The sequence below is a fragment of the Sinomonas albida genome, assembly GCF_004919045.1.
Classification (GTDB): Bacteria; Actinomycetota; Actinomycetes; order Actinomycetales; family Micrococcaceae; genus Sinomonas; species Sinomonas albida.
Genome location: NZ_SWDW01000001.1, coordinates 16,246 through 32,987, shown reverse-complemented (window position 1 = coordinate 32,987; position 16,742 = coordinate 16,246). Strand labels below are relative to the sequence as shown.

Here is a 16,742-nt window from a genome sequence, read left to right as displayed (position 1 = left end):
TCGCGACGGGCGTCTGCCCGGCCTAGAATCCCGTCAACGAGGACGTGAGCGGGCGAGTCTGAGGGGTCCGAGCATGCGGAAGCTGATTGCGTGGGTGTTCCTGTACTCTCTGGACGGCCTTCTGGCCGATCAGGGCACCGAGTATTGGAAATTCTGCTTCGGCCTGCCACCTGACCCTGCGGAGACGGAGCAGAAGATCGAGGTCTTGAGGAGTGCGGATCTGCACCTCATGGGCCGCACCGCCTACGAGGGCATGTCCGAAGCCATGCCGGCGTCCGACCACCCGTTCACGCCGATCCTCAATCCGGCGCGCAAGGTCGTCTTCTCCCGGACCCTCGAATCGGCGGAATGGGCGAACACGACCATCGTCTCCGGCGACACGGCGGAAGAGATCGACAAGCTCCGGCAGGGCGGCGAGGGCCACATCGTGGTCTGGGGCGGCGTGACCCTTTGGCGCTCGCTGATCAAGCTCGACGTGATCGACGAGCTGCGCGTCGATGTGCACCCCTACATTGCTGGCGAAGGCACGCGGCTCTTCGACGGCGTGCCAAAGGACTACCGGCTCGATCTGGTCTCGAGCACTCAGTTCACGAATGGGATCGTCGGGCTGCGATACCGCCGCTACCGACCTTAGGCGGCCGGTCCGAAGCAGGCGGCAAGCTCCGCGATGCGCCGCGAGCGGTCGCCTGGGCGCATGCGGCCCGCGCGTTCGAGTTCGCTGATGCCATGCAGCGCACCCCAGAACACCTCGGTCCTGGTTCCGTCGCCGTCGTCGCGCACCGCGTCGCGAAGGGCCTCGAAGCCGGCGCGGAGTTCAGGTTCCGTGTCCTCGCTGGCGAAGCGCGTGTCGATCGGCTGCTGGAACATGGCCTCGTAGACGGCCGGGTGCGCCGCGGCGAAGTCGAGATAGGCGATCGCGACGGCTTCGACCGCCCCTCGACCGGTCGCGCGTTCCGCGGCCAAGCGAGACTGGTGCGCCAACTCGACGAAGCCCTCGAAGGCGAGGGCCCTCATGATCTCGGTCTTGCCGCCCGGGAAATGGCGGTACAGCACCGGCTGCGTGTAGCCGATGGCATCGGCGAGGTGACGCGTGGTCACGGCGGCCCAGCCCTCGGCCTCGGCTCGCTCTCGGGCCGCATCGAGAATGTGCCTGCGCCGCTCGTCGCTGCGTAGCTGCCGGGTCGTGGGTTTGGCCATCGATCCTCCCCTTGCGAAGTGGGTCATGGAGACTTATGTTAGCACTGCTAGAAAAACTAGCAGTGCTAACACTTTGGGAGTAGCCATGATTTCGGTCCTCGCCGTCACCACCTCCACCGTTCTCGGACTCATGGTCGGGGTGGAGTTCGCCGTCGCGTTCGTGTTCAACCCGATCCTGTTGCGGCTTCCGGCCGGTGCCATGCTGGAGGCTCGAGCGGCCGGCGGCCGCATGCTGGGCCGTGCGATGCCGTTCTGGTACATCGGCTCGCTCATCCTCATCGCCGCGCTTGCCGCGGCGACGTGGGGCACATCGTCAGCCGCCGCGTCCCTTGTGGCCGCCGTGCTGCTCGCCGCCAGCGTCGTCATGTCGATCACTCTGCTCGTTCCGATCAACAACCGCTCGGTCACCTGGACGGCCGAAGACCACCCCGCCGACTGGCGGGAACAGCAGCAGCGGTGGGACCGCCTCCACTACGCGCGTGTGGCGATCATCGTCGCGGCCTTCGTGCTCGTGCTGGTCGCGGTGGCGCGCTGACCCCAGGGCGTGCCCCCGCAAGGCGGCCGCCAGCACCGACGCGGTCAGCGCTTGGCGAGCTCGCCGGGGGTCGGATTCAACGCCCACTCCAGGGCGAAGTCGGCCACTTCTTCCCAACCGTCCTCGCCGCACGTGTAGTGGCAGCGGCCGTCGAACAGCCTGTACGCGGTGGTCGCGGTGGAGTGCTTGACGTTCTTGTCGTAGTTCTCCCGCTGTACGGCCGGGGGCAGGATGTGGTCGTTGCCTCCGGAGATGAAGAGCAACGGCGCCCGGTCGTCGTTGGCAAAGTTGTAGGTCGTGTCCGCGTCGGCGGTGAAGTTGGCGAGCCCGCCCTGGAACAGGATCCGACCTGACACCGGGACCGCGTACCGGTCGAATACCGCTTGGGACTGCTCTTCGGTGAGGTTGTTGGTGAACGCGTAGTGGAACTCCTTGGGCGCGATCGGCACCGCCCTCTTGCGGTTGGCGGGGTTGTGCAGCACAGGGAAGGTCGACTTGATCTCGCTGAACGGCAACGCCTTGACCCCCTTCACCGCCGCGCCGTCGATCGATACGCCCGCCGCACCGTACCCGGCGTCCAGCAGCAACTGCACGAACGCGCCACCGAACGAATGACCCATGATCACCGGCTTGGTGCCCAAGCCCCCAATGACCTCGGCCAAATGGTCTAACACGTCCCGCACGCCCAAGCCCGCCAATGGCGACGGGTCCTCGCGCAGAGCGGCAACCCCCGCCTCGCCCGGCTGGATGCCCGGGTACCCAGGGGTGATGACCTTCAGGCCGCGCCGCTGATAGCGGTCGACCCAGTGTTCCCACGAGAGCGGCGTCATCCACAGTCCGTGGATCAGCACCACGGTGTCGGGCGCGGAGGGTTCTTCGGGCATCACAGGTCCTCTCGTTCGTCCACGGCGCGGCCGCACAGGCCGGTCCCTCGCATCGACGGTAAGGGGACGACCGGTGAAGTGAAATACCCGGAAGGCCGGTCTTCTTCTGCGGTCCTAGACGTTTGCCCTTTCCGCACCTCGGACAGCGGACTGCGCGTGTTCGGCTGTAGTCCTGAAGACAGCTGCGGCTTGCTCGCCTGCGGGGCTGAGCCTGCGACTCGCCAAGTGGGCGAGGAGGATCCTGCGCGCTGGGGATCGCGCAAGCGAGACGGCGGCGACGTCCGGGCGCAGCGCACTCAGGGCCAAGCGGGGCGCCAGGGCGATGCCGATGCCGGCAGCAACCATGCCCTGGGTCTCCTGATAGTCGTTGGCGGCGAACGCGATGCGTGGCTCGAAGCCGGCGTCGCGGCAGACGCGGCGGAGGACGTCGGCCACTGGGTGTTCGTCGCGGACGATCCACTCCTGGTCCTTGAGTGCCTCGATCCGCGCGGAACGTCGTCCCGCGATGGGGTGGTCGTGGGGCACCAGGAGCACAGTGGGGTCGTTCATGAGCGGGATGAGGGTCAGGTCGTCGTTCTCGATGCGCTCCCAGGGGTAGTCCCACAAGAGGGTGAGCTCGATGTCGCGGCGCCTGAGGCGTTCGAGCAGCCCCGCGCGTCGTGCGCTGATCACCGTGACGGCAACCTCAGGGTGGCGGGCCCGGAAGGCGAGCACGACGTCGGGCATGAGCGAGGCGCCCACGGTCGGAAAGGTCCCCATTCGCAGCTGGCCGCGGCGCAGGCCGGCGAACTCGCCCATCTCGGCGCGGGCCGCCTCGATAGTCCTGTCGATATCGTCCGCGTACCGCAGCAGCGCGTGGCCTGCGTCGGTGAGCACCACTCCCCTGGGGTGCCGCTCGATCAGCGCGACCCCCACCTCGTGCTCGAGCTTCGCGATCTGCTGCGAGACCGCAGAGGTCGTGAAGGTCAGGGTCGCCGCGGCGGAGGTCAGCGACCCCGCGCGTGCCACTTCCCGGAGCAGATGGAGCCGGTGCAGGTCAAGGTCAGCCACGGTTTGAGTTTAGCAAAACTAGATACGCGTCCAGTTTCCTGTGATTGTGCTGAAGTCTCGAGCGACGGATCGTAGAAGGAGCAGGCGCTGTGAAGCGCACCACTCCAGAGCACGAAGGAGAAGACCGTTGCAACTTCGCGGTCACTGGTACCGGGGCGGCACAAGCAAGTGCTGGCTCTTCGACGCCGATGACGTGGCTCTCCACGCCACCACCCAGGACGAGGTCCTGATGCTGCTTGCCAACGCCTTCGGGGCGGCGGACTCACGGCAGCTCGACGGCATCGGAGGCGGCACCTCGACGACGTCGAAGGCCGCGATCATCACGCCGACTCCCAAGGGGTCGGCCGACCTCGACTACCTCTTCGCGCAGGTCGGGATCGGCGACCCGACGGTCGAGCTGGGCTCCAACTGCGGCAATTGCGCCACAGCGATTGCCCTGTACGCGGTTCAGTCGGGCATCGTCGCCCCGAGCGCCGGGACGACGCGGGTCCGCATGCGCAACGTGAACACGGGAGCCGTTTTGAGCGGGACGATCTCGACGCCGGGCGGGCGCGTCCCAACGTCGGGACGCGCGCGGGTTCCGGGCAGCAGCGCCCTCGGGGTCCCCGTGAGCCTGTCGTTCCACGCCCCGTGGGGGCAGACGACCGGCTCGGTCCTGCCGACAGGTAATCCTGTTGACGAGATCGGGGCTGGACTCATGGGGAGCATGGTCGACGCCGGCGCGCCGGCGGTCTTCCTCTCCGCGGACCAGGTGGGCATCGACCTGTCCTCGATGACTGACCCCCTCACCACGCATCTGGCCCAGCTGATTCGGGCGCGCTCTGCAGCGGCCGTCCAGATGGGAATCCGACGGCCTGAGGATCCGCCGCAGAACGCGGTGCCGAAGGTCGGCGTCGTCGCCCCCGCTGGGGATTACATCGCCAGCGACGGCGCAGAGATCGCGGCAGAGGGCCACGACGTGCGGGTGCGGATGCTCTCGATGCTCGCTCCGCACCCGGCAATCGGGCTCACCTCCGCCGTCGCCGTCTCTCTTGCCTCCGCCCTTCCGGGAACGGTCGTTGCGGAAGCCGCTCGTTTGGCCCCCCTCAGCAGCGGCGCATCCGGGCTGCTGCGCATCGGCACCCCCGCCGGAGTCATCACCGCCGAAGTCACCTCGGACGGCCTCGGCAACGTCACGGAAGTCGCCCTGCACCGGGCGGCTCGCCAGCTCGCCGTCGCCGACATCGACGTCGCACACCCCGTGGCCCAGACGGCATAGCCCAAACCACCAGCCCCCTGCCATCATGGATGGGGCTTACCAAGGAAGTTGTTCAATGAAGATCAAATCTGTCCTCGGACACCTGTACGTCCAGGTCCTCATCGGCGTCGGGCTTGGCATCCTCGTCGGCGCCTTCTGGCCCGACCTCGGCTCCTCGCTCCAGCCCCTCGGCGACGGCTTCGTCAAGCTCGTGAAGTTCCTGATCGCCCCGATCGTCTTCTGCACGATCGTCAGCGGCATCACGTCCCTGACCGACACCAAGAAGGTGGGGCCAACCCTTCTGCGCTCCCTCGGGCTCTTCTACACCCTCACAGCCCTAGCCCTCGCCCTCGGTCTCGGGGCCGTCCTGCTCTTCCAGCCCGGGGCCGGGATGCACATCGACCCCGCCCACCTCAACGGCTCCGTCGCCTCCAAGTACACGAGCCAGCTGCCCAGCAGCAACCCCGCGGATTTCCTGCTGAACATCATCCCCACGACGCTCGTGGGAGCCTTCGCCAACGGCGAGGTCCTGCCCGTGCTCCTGGTCGCCCTGCTGTGCGGCTTCGCCTTCACCAAGCTCGGCGCCCCCGGGAAGATCGCGCTGGACGTGGTGAACAGCTTCAACCGGCTCCTGTTCGTGGTCTTCGGCTACGTCATGAAGGTTGCACCGATCGGCGCCTTCGGGGCCATGGCCTTCACCGTCGGCAAGTACGGCGCCCACTCGATCGACAACCTCGGGATGCTCATCCTGGCCTTCTACGCCGCCTGCATCGTCTTCGTCGTCGTCGGCCTCGGGATCCTTGCCAAGTTCACCGGCTTCAGCCTCTGGCGGATCCTGCGCTACTTCAAGGACGAGATCCTCATCGTCCTGGCCACCTCGTCGAGCGAGCCCGTGCTGCCCCGCCTGCTCTCCAAGCTCGAGCGGATCGGCTGCGACCGCGGCGTGGTGGGGCTCGTTGTTCCCACGGGTTACTCCTTCAACCTCACCGGCACGGCCGTCTACCTGACCCTCGCCTCGATGTTCATCGCCCAGGCCTGCGATATCCACCTCAGCTGGGACCAGATCCTCCTCATGCTCGGAATGATGCTCCTGACTTCCAAGGGCGCGGCTGGCGTCACGGGCAGCGGCTTCGTCGCCCTCGTCGCCACCCTCACCGTCATGCCCACCCTTCCGGTGGCCGGCGTGGCCCTCATCGTCGGCATCGACCGCTTCATGAGCGAGGCCCGTGCCCTGACCAGCACCGTCTGCAACATCGTCTCGTGCGTCGCTGTTGCCAAGTGGCAGCGCGCATTGGACACCGAGACTCTCCACGCCGAGCTCAAGGCCGGGTTCATCCCCACCGACGCGGAGAAGATCCAGCTGCCCGAACCAGCTCTGGCCCACTAGCCGCCCTCGCTTCGGCGCGCGCCTTCCCAGGCGCGCGTTGCGAGGAAGCGGGACAGAAACCAGAGCTCTTCAAGGCCGCGCCGGGAATCCAGGCCTGCACACCCATCGCAACAGGTACCCCGAAAGACGGGCGCAGGACTGAGCCGGTGCAAAACGAGGCGGGAGGCAGCCATCTGCCTCCCGCCTCGACCCATGTCCAACGGCGATCGAAACACCCCTGCACCGAGGGGCACGTTCATGAGCGACCCGAGAGGACAGGGCGTGTTTCACCTCCAGTCCATGCGTGGTTCATCACCGCCGCCTAGGCTTTCAAGCTCATCGTGGCCCAACCACCGGAAGGTCCCACCATCGTGAGCAACACCCGAACTCGCTCCCTTCTTGCCGCCGGGATCGCCATCCTGATCGCCGGCTCGGCAGGCACCGTCGTCGCAGCCCAGGCAGCACCGCCGGCCCCGGCGTCCGACCACCACGAGGTGAACACCGCACTCGCCGACGACTTCAACGCCGTCGACCGGAACACCAACTGGCAGCTGACGAGCAAGCTCAAGCTGAACTTCCCGACCTACCACACCGAGGGCATCGCGTTCAGCGACGACCACATCTTCCTCTCGGCCGTCCAGATCATCGAGCCCACCCAGAAGTACCCGACCCCGCAGGGCGGCTACGACCGCACCCCGGGCAAGGGCATTGGTCACTTGTTCGTCATGGACAAGTCCGGGAACCTGCAGAAGGACATCACCCTCGGCGAAGGCGATATGTACCACCCGGGCGGCATCGACTTCGACGGCACCAACGTCTGGGTTCCCGTCGCCCAGTACCGGCCCGACAGCAGCGCCATCATCTACCGCGTCGACGCATCGACGCTCGACGTCCACAAGCAGTTCGAGGTCAAGGACCACTTCGGCGGCATCGTCATGGACAAGCGGACCGGCCACCTCGTCGGCAACACCTGGGGCTCGCGCCGCTTCGCCGAATGGGACCTCGAGGGCGAGCAGGTGGCCACCTGGGAGAACCCGAATTTCTTCATCGACTACCAGGACTGCCAGTACGTGCCCAACTCCAAGATGCTCTGCGGCGGCGTCACCAACCTGCCCCAGACCCCGGCCGCCGGCGGCGCCGGCAGCACCTACGAGCTCGGCGGAATGGCCATGCTTGACCTGACCAGCCATCAGGTCACCCGCGACGTCCCCTTCCAGAAGTGGTCCACCGCCGGGCACGTCGCCACCCGGAACCCGTTCAAGATGACCGCCGACGGCGGCCACCTCACCATGAAGGTCGCCCCCGACAACGGCGACGAGGGCAACGGCACCGAGATCCTCACCTATGAGGCCACCGTCACCCCGCCAGCATCCTGATCTTGCGGTCTGAGGAGAGGAGGAGCCGCCTGCCGGTTCCTCCTCTCCTGCGGTCAGGTGCTCGTGGCCGGCAACGTCTGGCCCAAAGGGCGCGGACGGTCACCCGTGCCGGTCGAGCGCCGCGAGCAGGCGCTTGACCGATCCGCCGAGGTTCCACGCCGAGGCGAGCCGTTCAAGCTCGAGGCGGGGGCCGCCGTCGACCGCGCGGAGCCGCGCCCCGGCGACGTCCAGCGCGGGGAGGTCGAGGTCGCGGACCACATTCACGACGGCGGGCGCGACCTGGAGGTAGGGTGCGGCTGCGGTGAGCTTGGCCCGCATTGGGGCTGGCAGCCCGCTGTCGGGATCCTCGACCGCTTCGAGGAGGCCCTCGAGCGTGCCGAAGCGCCCGAGCAGGGTGGCGGCGGACTTCTCGCCGATGCCCGCCACACCGGGGAGCCCGTCCGAGGCGTCGCCGCGGAGCACCGCGTAGTCGGCGTACTGCTCGGGCAGCACGCGATATTTGGCCACTACGACGGCGTCGGTGACGGTCTCGAGGTTCTTCATGCCGCGCGCGGTATAGACAACGCGCACATCGCGGGCGTCGTCGACCACCTGGAAGAGGTCGCGGTCGCCGGTCACGACGTCTACGGGCAGCGCGGCGTGCGCTGCGTAGCTGCCGATGACGTCGTCCGCCTCGTGCTCTGGGGCGCCGACGACGGCGATCCCGGCGAGGCCCAGCACGTGGCGGATCAGCGGGACCTGGGCGACGAGCCCTGCGGGGACGGCCTCGACGTCGGGGCCGTCCGCGACGTTCCGCTCGACGCGGTGGGCCTTGTAGGAGGGAATGAGGTCGACGCGCCAGCGCGGGCGCCAGTCGTCGTCCCAGCACGCGATGAGGTGGGTGGCGCCGTAGTCCATGGTGAGCCGGGAGATCATGTCCAGCAGGCCGCGGACGGCGTTGACTGGCGTCCCGTCCTCCCGCCGGATCGTCTCGGGCACCCCGTGGAAGGCGCGGAAGTACAGAGAGGCGGTGTCGAGGAGCATGAGGCGCTCGGTCATAGCCCATCCTGACATGGCGCCGCGCAGGGACAGCGGCCCTTCTCGGTCTGGAGTCCCTCTACCTGATACATCAAGCGCGTTCGAGCAGGATCCGCGCGACGGCCTCCGGCCGGGTGTACATCATGACGTGCGGCTGGTCCGCGAGGACCGCAACCTCCGGTGAGCGGCACCGCGAGGCGAGTGCGTGGAGCCACTCCGGAGGCGCGATCGGGTCTTTCTCCCCGCCCACGAGGAGCACCCCGCGTTCGACGTGGGCGATGCGTTCCTCGATGTGGTGGGCCAACATCTCCCGCAGCGTTTTGAGCCACCACCTGACTCCGCATCGGTAATAGTCGTTCGCGATGATCGCGTTCACACCGCGCGGCTCCCGCAGCGTGTCCTGGGCAAGGCGAAGCCCCTGCAGGACTACCGCGCGCTCTGCGGCGTTGACCGTCGGGGCCAGGAGTGCGATCGTCTCGGGTCCTGGCCGCTGAAGCCCCATCTCGACAGCTATCTGACACCCCATCGAGTGGCCCACGATCACGGGATGCCGCGCTTCGAACCGGTCGAACGACGCCCAAGCGATCTCGGCGAACTCCGCCATGGTCAGCGCACGCCCCGGCTCGAGATTCCGTCCGTGCCCAGGCAGTTCGAGCAGGTACACGCGAGCGTGCTTGGCGAGTTCGTGGGCCAGGGGACCAAAGTAGACCGACGAGACGCCGATCCCGTGGATGAGCGCAAACGCCCGTTCGCCCTCGCCGCCCGTGCGCATCTCCACGCCGTGGCGCTCGTCAAGCACGTGCAACTCGCCGAAGGGCGGGCGCGCCGTTCTGTTCTTCCGGTTCATAGGGGATTCCGTGTCATCGCCTGCCAAGCCTAAGCGGCGGCCTGGCTGGGGAGGTGTGGTGCTGGCATGAGTCAGGCGAGCCGTGCGGGGCGAACGCACTGATGACGGCCATGAGAGTTTACCCGTCTGCGCCATGGCCGTGACATAACGGAAATCTTCGATGTGTCTACTTATAGACATTCAGCGGTCCGCATATGCAACAAATGGAACCGAACAGCCCTCTAGTTCAGCTTTCTGGACTGGTAACGACGTGAGTCCCGTCATCCACATAGGAGCTCCAATGGTCCATGAAGCCGTCGATCCTGGTTCGAAAGACATCACCCCACTCATCCACCATCCCGTACTCTGGGCGGGCGCAATCGGTGTTTTCGCCGTGGTCATCCTCCAGTCAGTCATCTACTTCAGGGCCATCAGGAAGGCAGCTCCCGCCGCTGACCTCACCCCGGCCCAGGTCACCGGCTCGGTCCGCTCCGGAGCGGTGGCCGCGATCGGGCCCTCCCTCGCCGTAGCCCTTATCGCCGTCTCCCTGCTGCCACTCTTCGGAACACCCGCCGTGCTAACCCGCATCGGCCTGGTCGGCTCGGCCGCTTTCGACGTCGCGGCAGCCGGTATCTCAGCCGGTACCCAGGGTGCCCAACTCGGCGGCCCGACGTACACCCAGAAAATCTTCGCCATCGCCTTCGCGGCGATGACCATCGGCGGGCTCGTTTGGATGCTGACCGCCCTGATCCTCACCCCCATCCTGAGCAAGGGCGGCGCCAAGCTCCGCAAGGTCAATCCTGCCGTGATGGCCATCGTCCCGACCGCGGCCCTGCTGGGGGCCTTCTTCACCCTGTCCTTCCAAGAAGTTCTCAAATCGCCGGTGCACCTCGTCACGATGCTTGCCTCTGCGGCAGCAATGGGCGTCTGCCTCCTTCTGGCACACAGGCTCCGCCTTCCCTGGCTGCGAGAGTGGGGCCTGGGCGCCTCCATCATCGTGGCCCTCGCCTGCGCCTATTTCATGACGTCCGCGGCCTGAAACTCACTGAACGGAACCACCCAGATGTCAAATAAGCCATCCGCAGATACTTCCGAAGGCTTCTCCGCCTTCGATCGCACTACGTCCTTCTGGGGCCCGATCACATTAGGCCTTGGACTCCTTATTTCCCTGGCCGCTGCCCTCTACGCAGCATTCGGCACCGGGCTGGGGGTTACACCGCTGGAGCTGATCACCGCCGTCGGGGCTGTCTTGGCCACCTTCGGCATCATCGCCGTAATCGAACCGGTCTCGTATTTCCCCATCCTGGGCCGCTCGGCCATGTACCAGGCATTTCTGATCGGCAACATCGCCAACAAGCTGCTCCCGGCGGCCATCGTGGCCCAGGCCAATCTCGGGGAAAAGCCCGGAACCCGCCGCGCCGAACTGATTGCCGGCAGCGCCATCATTGGGGCGGTACTGGTCCACATCACCACGCTCATCCTTCTCGTAGGAGTCCTCGGGACCTGGCTCGTGGGGATGTTGCCCGCGCCCCTTATCGCGACGGCGCGCACCTACATTCTGCCGGCAATTTTCGGCGCCGTGCTGCTGCAAAGTGTCCTAGCCATGAAGAGCCGCCGCACCACCATCGTCGCCGTCGTCGTAGCCGCGGCCATCGTCTTCCTCGCGGTCCCGCTGGCACCGTCATTGACCTACTTCGCCACCGCCCTCGCCGTAATCCTCACCATCGCCATTTCCTGGTTCGCGCGGGTCAAAACGGCCCCGCCGACCGTGACGCATGCCGAGGAAACCAGCGCACCCGACGCGGCCGCCACCAACTGATAGGGAAAACTGCACATGACTATCAGCACAAGCATCCGCCTGACGGCCGCCGTCGACGTTCCCGAATCATTCGTCGAGGACTACATCGCGGTCTATAAGCACCTGCACGCCAACCCAGAACTCTCGGCCCAGGAATTCCGCACCGCGGAGTACATCGAAGCCCACCTTTCCGGGCTGGGCATTGAGTCCTTCCGGTGCGGCGGGACGGGCGTCGTGGGCATCCTGAAGAACGGCGACGGACCAGTCATCGGGTTCCGTGCCGACACTGACGGGCTGCCCATTTCCGAGCAGACGCGCCTAGATTACGCGAGCGAAGCCACCGGCACCCTTCCGGACGGGAGCACCGCGCCGGTGATGCACGGCTGCGGCCACGACACCCACATCGCAGCCGCCCTCGCCCTCTCGTCCCTGCTGACGGAACGCACGGACCTCTGGGCGGGAACCCTCGTCCTGATTTTCCAGCCCGGGGAAGAGACGGCTTATGGCGCCAAGGCCATGATTGACGACGGCCTGTGGGACAGGGCGCCACGGCCCGAGGTGGTCCTCGCCCAGCATGTCATGCCGCTGGGCCGGAACAAGCTGCTGATCCGCGGCGGCCATATGGCCAGCCTGGCCGACTCATGGAAGATCACCGTTCACGGCAGGCAGGCACACGGCTCCCAGCCGGAGAAGTCCATCGACCCGATTGTCGCCGCGTCCTCCATGGTGCTTCGCCTGCAGACCATCGTGTCCCGGGAACTGGCACCCTCCACACCAGCCGTTGTCACGGTTGGCACCTTTCACGCCGGCCTGAAAGAAAACATCATCCCGGAAACGGCAGAGTTCACTCTTAACGTCCGCACCCCCGACGAGGAGACCCGGACCACCGTCCTCGCTGCCATCCGACGGATCATTTCAGCCGAAGCGGCAGCATCCGACGCTCCGGAACCTACAATCACGGAGCTGAACGCCTTTCCCCGTTGCTACAACGATCCCGCCTCGGCAGACCGAGTGATCGAGGCGTTCACGGCGGACTTCGGCGCGGATGCCCTGATCGACGCACCGCTAGGAATGGGCTCGGAGGACGCGGGCTGGCTCAGCGACGCCATCGGTGTTCCCGGCGTGTTCTGGGCCTTTGGCGCCTTCGACCCGGAGCTCTTCGAAGACGGCGCGTCACCGGCCGGCAACCACTCACCCTTCTTCGCGCCGGACGCGCGGGCCGCCGTCATCGGTGGAACAGGAGCCGCTCTGTCCGGGGTGCTAGCCTATCTGGGCCGGAACTGAGGTTACCGGGCGGGGTGGCGGCATTCCGCCGCCCCGGAACGGTTCCGGGGACGCTGGGGTGCCGGCGTCGTGCGAGGGCGGCGGTACTGAAAGGACCGGGACGTGGAGCAGCTTGATGCGCTGGACCGGCAGATCGTGGCGGCGCTCGTCCGCAACGGCCGTGCTCCCTGGCGCCAGATCGCCGAGGTCCTGGGCCAGCAGGAGCGCACCGTGGCACGCCGCGGGAACAAGCTGCTCGAATCCGGAGCCGTCCGCACGAACTCCTTCATCAACCCTCCATCGGTGGGCTCACGCACCCCCTTCCTGCTGCGCGTCACCGCAGCCCCAAGAAGCCTTCGATCGGTATGTTCGTGGCTGGCGCAGCAGGACGAATCGTCCTGGGTGAGCGCGCTTTCCGGCTCCAACGAGGCAGTGGCGGAACTGTTCATTTCCCCAGGTGAGCTCAGCGGCATACTGTACGGCCGCCTCGCGGAAGTGGAAGGGGTGCAGTCGTTTGCAATGATGCCGCTGCTGGAATATTTCAGGACACCCTCCGGATGGACGCCGGACGTCCTGAACAGCGACCAGTACGCAGCGCTTCACCCAGGAGAGGACGCGCAGCTTGGAAGCATCCGGGCCGGCCACCCCGGCGAGCCACTGGACGAGATCAACACGGCCATGGCTGAGCTCCTACACCGCAACGGCCGGGCCACCGTTGACGAACTGGCTTCTGAGCTCTCCGTCTCCAAAGCCACCATCAGCCGGCGCCTGGAAGCGATGACCACATCGGGTGTCCTGTTCATCCGAGCAGTAGTCGACCCTGCCGCACTGGGATTTCCCGTGGAGTCGCTCCTGACCCTCACCCGCGCCAACACGCCCACCGAGCGTCTCGGGCATCACCTCGCTGGCCTTCCAGTAACGCGCTGGGCCGCCGCTTCAGGCGAACAGGTGCTGGCACAAGTCGCCGTGGCGACGCTGGATGATCTGCGCATGCTCCTTGATGACCTGAGGCTCCGGGACGACGTCATTTCCGTCCGATCCTCCGTCTATGCGGAAATTTTCAAGCGCAGCACCGTGCTCTACCGGGACGGGAAGCCGGAAAATCCCGCGCCGTCGGCTCGCCGACGCGCACCACTCAGCGCCTAAACCCTTCTCGGCGATCTGCTCTTTCCAGGACCGCTTCGAGATGCTCCCCACAGGCAAGGAGAAACGCTCGCGGAGGACGACGCCGCGGCCGTGGGGCTGATCATGTTCTCGCCCCCGGCCCTCCTGGCCGTGACGGCGCTCCAGTGTGTCGGGGCGGCGTCGGCCTGCAGGGGACGCTCCCCCAATCCTCGGTCGCCCGGCCACAGACCCTGCTCATCCGGTCTGTCAGACTGAGCGCATGGGGACACACGACGCGGCAGCCGCCCTGCCCGTTCTTGGATGGGTATTCACCGGGGTGCTGCTCCTGATCATCCTGATCAGTCGGGCAGCGGGCGACGGGAGGATCCCACCGAACGGCACCATAGGGATCCGCATCCCACAGCTGCAGCGAAGCGACGCCGCGTGGGCAGCAGGCCATGCGGCCGGGGTCAGGCCAGCGGCAATCGCCTGCTGCGCGGCGGCCGCCTGCAGCCTCCTCGGGCTGTTCACCCCCGTCGCGTACTGGGGAGCGATCGCAGCCTTCGCCGGAGGCCTCACATGGGTCCTCACGGCGGCCGTCCGAGCAGCGAACTCGGCCTGAACGAGCTGACGGGAGCACTTCAGATGAAACCGACAGGTGTCGTTCGAGCCGCAGCGACAGCCCTCCTCCTCGGGTGCCTGTGCTCCTGCACGTACCAGCCGCCAGAGACGTCAGGCCCCGCCGCCAGCCGAACGCCAGCGGCGGTCGCTGCACGGGACATACTCGGTGCGGCACCGGGCGGCATCGTGCAGGAGGGCGCCGGGCACCTCGGAGCCCGCGGCGCCGTCGGACTCGGCGTCACCTCCGTCCCGGCCGGCGACTTCTCCGTGACCGCTGCGTGCGACGGCGCAGAGCAGGCCACCCTGACAGTGAGCCAGCAGGGAGCGGGCACGCCCGACCTGACCGCCTCCTTCCGCTGCGGCGTCCCGTTCATGCAGCGGGTGCACCTCGTGCCCGGGTCCGTCAACGCCCGCGTCACCCTCCCCGAGGGCAGCACGGCATCTGCGGACGCGACCGCTGCCGTGCGGATCGCGGGGCGCTGAAGCGCCCCTCCCTCCCGGCGGCGCATGTCCGGTCAGTGCGGCGGCCCGACCACGGCCAGAGCCACCCTAGAGCCGCTCGGCCTCAGGACCGGGTAGCTTTGGTTCCATGACGGACACAACCAGGCCCGGGCATGCCGCTGAAGAGCGGGTGAAGGCGTTCATGGCAGAGTTCGAAGCGCAGTGGAGGATTGCCGCGCCCGCATTCGAGAAGCGCCGCACCGATCGCCTGAGCAACCCGTTCAAACTCTGGGGCGAATTGATGGCCCAGACGAAGCAGAACCACTTCACCGACTCGTCCGGAGTCAACTTCTCGCAGTCCTTCAGTCAGCCCGCTAAACACGGGGCTGAAGCGGAGGAACTCGTCCGGTCCGAGGTGCAGGGTGGGGTCGCCTACGTGCTGACCCGCTGCACCCCACCCCCTACGAGTTTCAACGAGTACACGCTGCATGCGCAGGATGCGGACTGGAAGATCTCCTCCATTGCCACGCACTACGGTGAGCCGACGCAGCCGTTCGTCGATCGCGCGACAATCGAGGACCATCTGCTTGCGTGTTCCGCGGATGCGCCGTTCACCGAGATGCCGCGAGAAGAGGCCTTGTTGGACGAGGCGCGCAACTTCACAGAACGCGAGGTCCGCCGCGATGACGGTGCCGAGCCCACCCGGACGCAGGTCTCCCCCATCGGGACGCTCGTCACCAGCACCGGTGCGCTGTCAGTTCGTGACTTCGGATATGAGAACGATGACGCCCGACCGCTCACGCGCACTGTCGCCCCGGGCGCCTACCCCGTGGAACGGGTCCTCGGATTTGGGCGCAACGCCGCCGTACGGGTGCGCTTCAGCGAAATGCCGCCGGTTTCGTGGCACCCGGCAGCCGACCCCAGAGGCGGCCACGTGATCGGCGTCGACACGGGAACCGTCTGCATCGTGGACTACGTCGCGTATGCGGCCATGACGCGGCGGGAGAAGGTGGCAGCCTACGAACGGTTCACCGAGGCGTCACGACCGGCGGCCGCCGAGATCCCGCTTGGTGGCGCAGACGTGGGGCTCGCCTTCGATTCCGGATACGGCGACGGCGGCTACCCCGTCTACTGGGGCGTGGATGCGCAGGGCAGCGTTGCGCAGCTCGTCGTTGATTTCATGATCCTTGCCGACCAAGACGACGATGGAGTGCTCACGCACCTGTGACGGCGATCCGGCACCGTCCCGGCTGCGGTACTCTCGCGGTCGAGGCGGTGGGCCACAACCGGATCCGCCTGCGGCAAGATGGATGCATGGGTGAACTGACCGCCGGCCGTGCACACGATGCGGTGCTGCGCCACATCGAGGATAGCCTCCGCTCTGGCGCCATCAAGCTGGGTGACAGGCTCCCTGGCGAACGGTCCCTCGCCGAGCAGTTCGGAATCTCTAGGGCCTCTGTCCGGAACGCCATCCGATCTCTTGAGGTGATGGGCGTGGTGCGCGCAGCGACCGGATCGGGGCCGCATTCAGGCACCATCGTCGTTTCTGACCCGTCCTCGGCGCTCGGCGTAGCGCTACGCATGCACGTCGCAAGCCACCAGCTCCCGCTCAAGGACGTCGTCGAAGCCAGGATCATGACGGAAACGTGGGCACTCGAACACGCTGCTGCTGCGCCGTGGACGCTTGAGCAGCTCGATGATGCGCGGCGCTTGCTTGAGGCAATGGACGACGAGACCATGCCTTCGCAGATCTTCACTCTCCTGGACGCCCAGTTCCATGTTGCTCTGAGCACTCTGGCTGGCAACGTCGTCGTAAGCACCATGATGGAGTCGATGCGCGAGGCAATCCGCGACTACATCAACGACGCAGTGACCCGGCGCGGCACATGGGAGGAAATGGTGCACGTCCTCCGCGAGCACCACCATGGCATTTTCGAGGCCGTCGAGGCACGCGACGGGGCCAAGGCAGCCCTTCTTGTCCGCGAGCACATCGAGTGGTTCTACGGCCAAGCCACGTGAACGCGCCT

General features: G+C 66.8%; 18 protein-coding genes. 13 read left to right on the top strand and 5 right to left on the bottom strand.

The annotated features are described in order from the left end of the window. The first annotated feature begins 73 nt into the window (after positions 1 to 73). On the top strand, positions 74 to 634 hold the full coding sequence (locus E6A26_RS00165; RefSeq protein WP_136609171.1) for a dihydrofolate reductase family protein: 561 nt from the start codon (positions 74 to 76) through the stop codon (positions 632 to 634). Here the strand turns inward: E6A26_RS00165 and E6A26_RS00160 are convergent. Continuing rightward, the gene (locus E6A26_RS00160) at positions 631 to 1,224 is read right to left on the bottom strand and encodes a TetR/AcrR family transcriptional regulator (protein ID WP_234864827.1); all 594 of its coding nucleotides are present in this window, start codon (positions 1,222 to 1,224) and stop codon (positions 631 to 633) included. The two genes, E6A26_RS00165 and E6A26_RS00160, sit on opposite strands and share 4 nt — an antisense overlap. Positions 1,225 to 1,282: 58 nt before the next feature. Here E6A26_RS00160 and E6A26_RS00155 point away from each other — a divergent pair, with 58 nt between their 5' ends. Next, positions 1,283 to 1,732 carry a DUF1772 domain-containing protein gene (locus E6A26_RS00155; RefSeq protein ID WP_136609170.1) on the top strand — a complete coding sequence of 150 codons (450 nt, stop codon included), beginning with the start codon at positions 1,283 to 1,285 and terminating at the stop codon, positions 1,730 to 1,732. A 44-nt stretch (positions 1,733 to 1,776) separates the two neighbouring features. On the opposite strand, the gene E6A26_RS00150 is transcribed toward E6A26_RS00155, so the two are convergent. Both E6A26_RS00150 and E6A26_RS00145 read right to left on the bottom strand, forming a co-directional pair. Next, positions 1,777 to 2,616 (bottom strand): alpha/beta hydrolase, encoded by an 840-nt coding sequence (locus E6A26_RS00150; protein WP_136609169.1) that lies wholly within the window; start codon positions 2,614 to 2,616, stop codon positions 1,777 to 1,779. A gap of 114 nt (positions 2,617 to 2,730) precedes the next feature. After that, entirely contained in the window at positions 2,731 to 3,666 is a 936-nt protein-coding gene (locus E6A26_RS00145; protein ID WP_136609168.1) for a LysR family transcriptional regulator, read from the bottom strand. A gap of 127 nt (positions 3,667 to 3,793) precedes the next feature. Between E6A26_RS00145 and E6A26_RS00140 the strand changes: the two genes are divergently transcribed. From E6A26_RS00140 to E6A26_RS00130, 3 genes are all read left to right on the top strand, one after another. After that, positions 3,794 to 4,924: a PrpF domain-containing protein gene (locus E6A26_RS00140; RefSeq protein WP_136609167.1), complete on the top strand. Its 1,131-nt coding sequence runs from the start codon at positions 3,794 to 3,796 to the stop codon at positions 4,922 to 4,924. Between the two features lie 55 nt (positions 4,925 to 4,979). Next, positions 4,980 to 6,290, top strand: coding sequence for a C4-dicarboxylate transporter DctA (gene dctA / locus E6A26_RS00135; RefSeq protein WP_136609166.1), 1,311 nt, complete (start codon positions 4,980 to 4,982; stop codon positions 6,288 to 6,290). Between the two features lie 350 nt (positions 6,291 to 6,640). Next, on the top strand, positions 6,641 to 7,645 hold the full coding sequence (locus E6A26_RS00130; protein ID WP_136609165.1) for a DUF6454 family protein: 1,005 nt from the start codon (positions 6,641 to 6,643) through the stop codon (positions 7,643 to 7,645). A 99-nt stretch (positions 7,646 to 7,744) separates the two neighbouring features. On the opposite strand, the gene E6A26_RS00125 is transcribed toward E6A26_RS00130, so the two are convergent. Together E6A26_RS00125 and E6A26_RS00120 are read right to left on the bottom strand one after the other, a co-directional pair. Then, on the bottom strand, positions 7,745 to 8,683 hold the full coding sequence (locus tag E6A26_RS00125; protein ID WP_211128857.1) for a 5'-3' exonuclease: 939 nt from the start codon (positions 8,681 to 8,683) through the stop codon (positions 7,745 to 7,747). A 70-nt stretch (positions 8,684 to 8,753) separates the two neighbouring features. Continuing rightward, positions 8,754 to 9,509, bottom strand: a complete 756-nt coding sequence (locus E6A26_RS00120) for an alpha/beta fold hydrolase (RefSeq protein ID WP_168928631.1) — start codon at positions 9,507 to 9,509, stop codon at positions 8,754 to 8,756. A gap of 280 nt (positions 9,510 to 9,789) precedes the next feature. Here E6A26_RS00120 and E6A26_RS00115 point away from each other — a divergent pair, with 280 nt between their 5' ends. The 8 genes from E6A26_RS00115 (at position 9,790) to E6A26_RS00080 (ending at position 16,734) form a co-directional block, all read left to right on the top strand. Further along, positions 9,790 to 10,527 carry a DUF5058 family protein gene (locus E6A26_RS00115; protein ID WP_136609162.1) on the top strand — a complete coding sequence of 246 codons (738 nt, stop codon included), beginning with the start codon at positions 9,790 to 9,792 and terminating at the stop codon, positions 10,525 to 10,527. 24 nt (positions 10,528 to 10,551) lie between these two features. Beyond that, positions 10,552 to 11,307 (top strand): hypothetical protein, encoded by a 756-nt coding sequence (locus tag E6A26_RS00110; RefSeq protein WP_136609161.1) that lies wholly within the window; start codon positions 10,552 to 10,554, stop codon positions 11,305 to 11,307. Between the two features lie 15 nt (positions 11,308 to 11,322). Further along, positions 11,323 to 12,570 (top strand): amidohydrolase, encoded by a 1,248-nt coding sequence (locus E6A26_RS00105; RefSeq protein WP_136609160.1) that lies wholly within the window; start codon positions 11,323 to 11,325, stop codon positions 12,568 to 12,570. A gap of 102 nt (positions 12,571 to 12,672) precedes the next feature. Next, entirely contained in the window at positions 12,673 to 13,695 is a 1,023-nt protein-coding gene (locus E6A26_RS00100; RefSeq protein ID WP_136609159.1) for an Lrp/AsnC family transcriptional regulator, read from the top strand. Between the two features lie 238 nt (positions 13,696 to 13,933). After that, entirely contained in the window at positions 13,934 to 14,275 is a 342-nt protein-coding gene (locus E6A26_RS00095; RefSeq protein ID WP_136609158.1) for a hypothetical protein, read from the top strand. Between the two features lie 185 nt (positions 14,276 to 14,460). After that, positions 14,461 to 14,757, top strand: coding sequence for a hypothetical protein (locus tag E6A26_RS00090; RefSeq protein ID WP_136609157.1), 297 nt, complete (start codon positions 14,461 to 14,463; stop codon positions 14,755 to 14,757). 106 nt (positions 14,758 to 14,863) lie between these two features. Beyond that, positions 14,864 to 15,943 (top strand): DUF4241 domain-containing protein, encoded by a 1,080-nt coding sequence (locus E6A26_RS00085; RefSeq protein WP_136609156.1) that lies wholly within the window; start codon positions 14,864 to 14,866, stop codon positions 15,941 to 15,943. Positions 15,944 to 16,029: 86 nt separating this feature from the next. Further along, complete coding sequence (locus tag E6A26_RS00080; protein WP_136609155.1) at positions 16,030 to 16,734, top strand: FadR/GntR family transcriptional regulator; 705 nt, start codon at positions 16,030 to 16,032, stop codon at positions 16,732 to 16,734. The last annotated feature ends 8 nt before the right edge of the window (positions 16,735 to 16,742 follow it).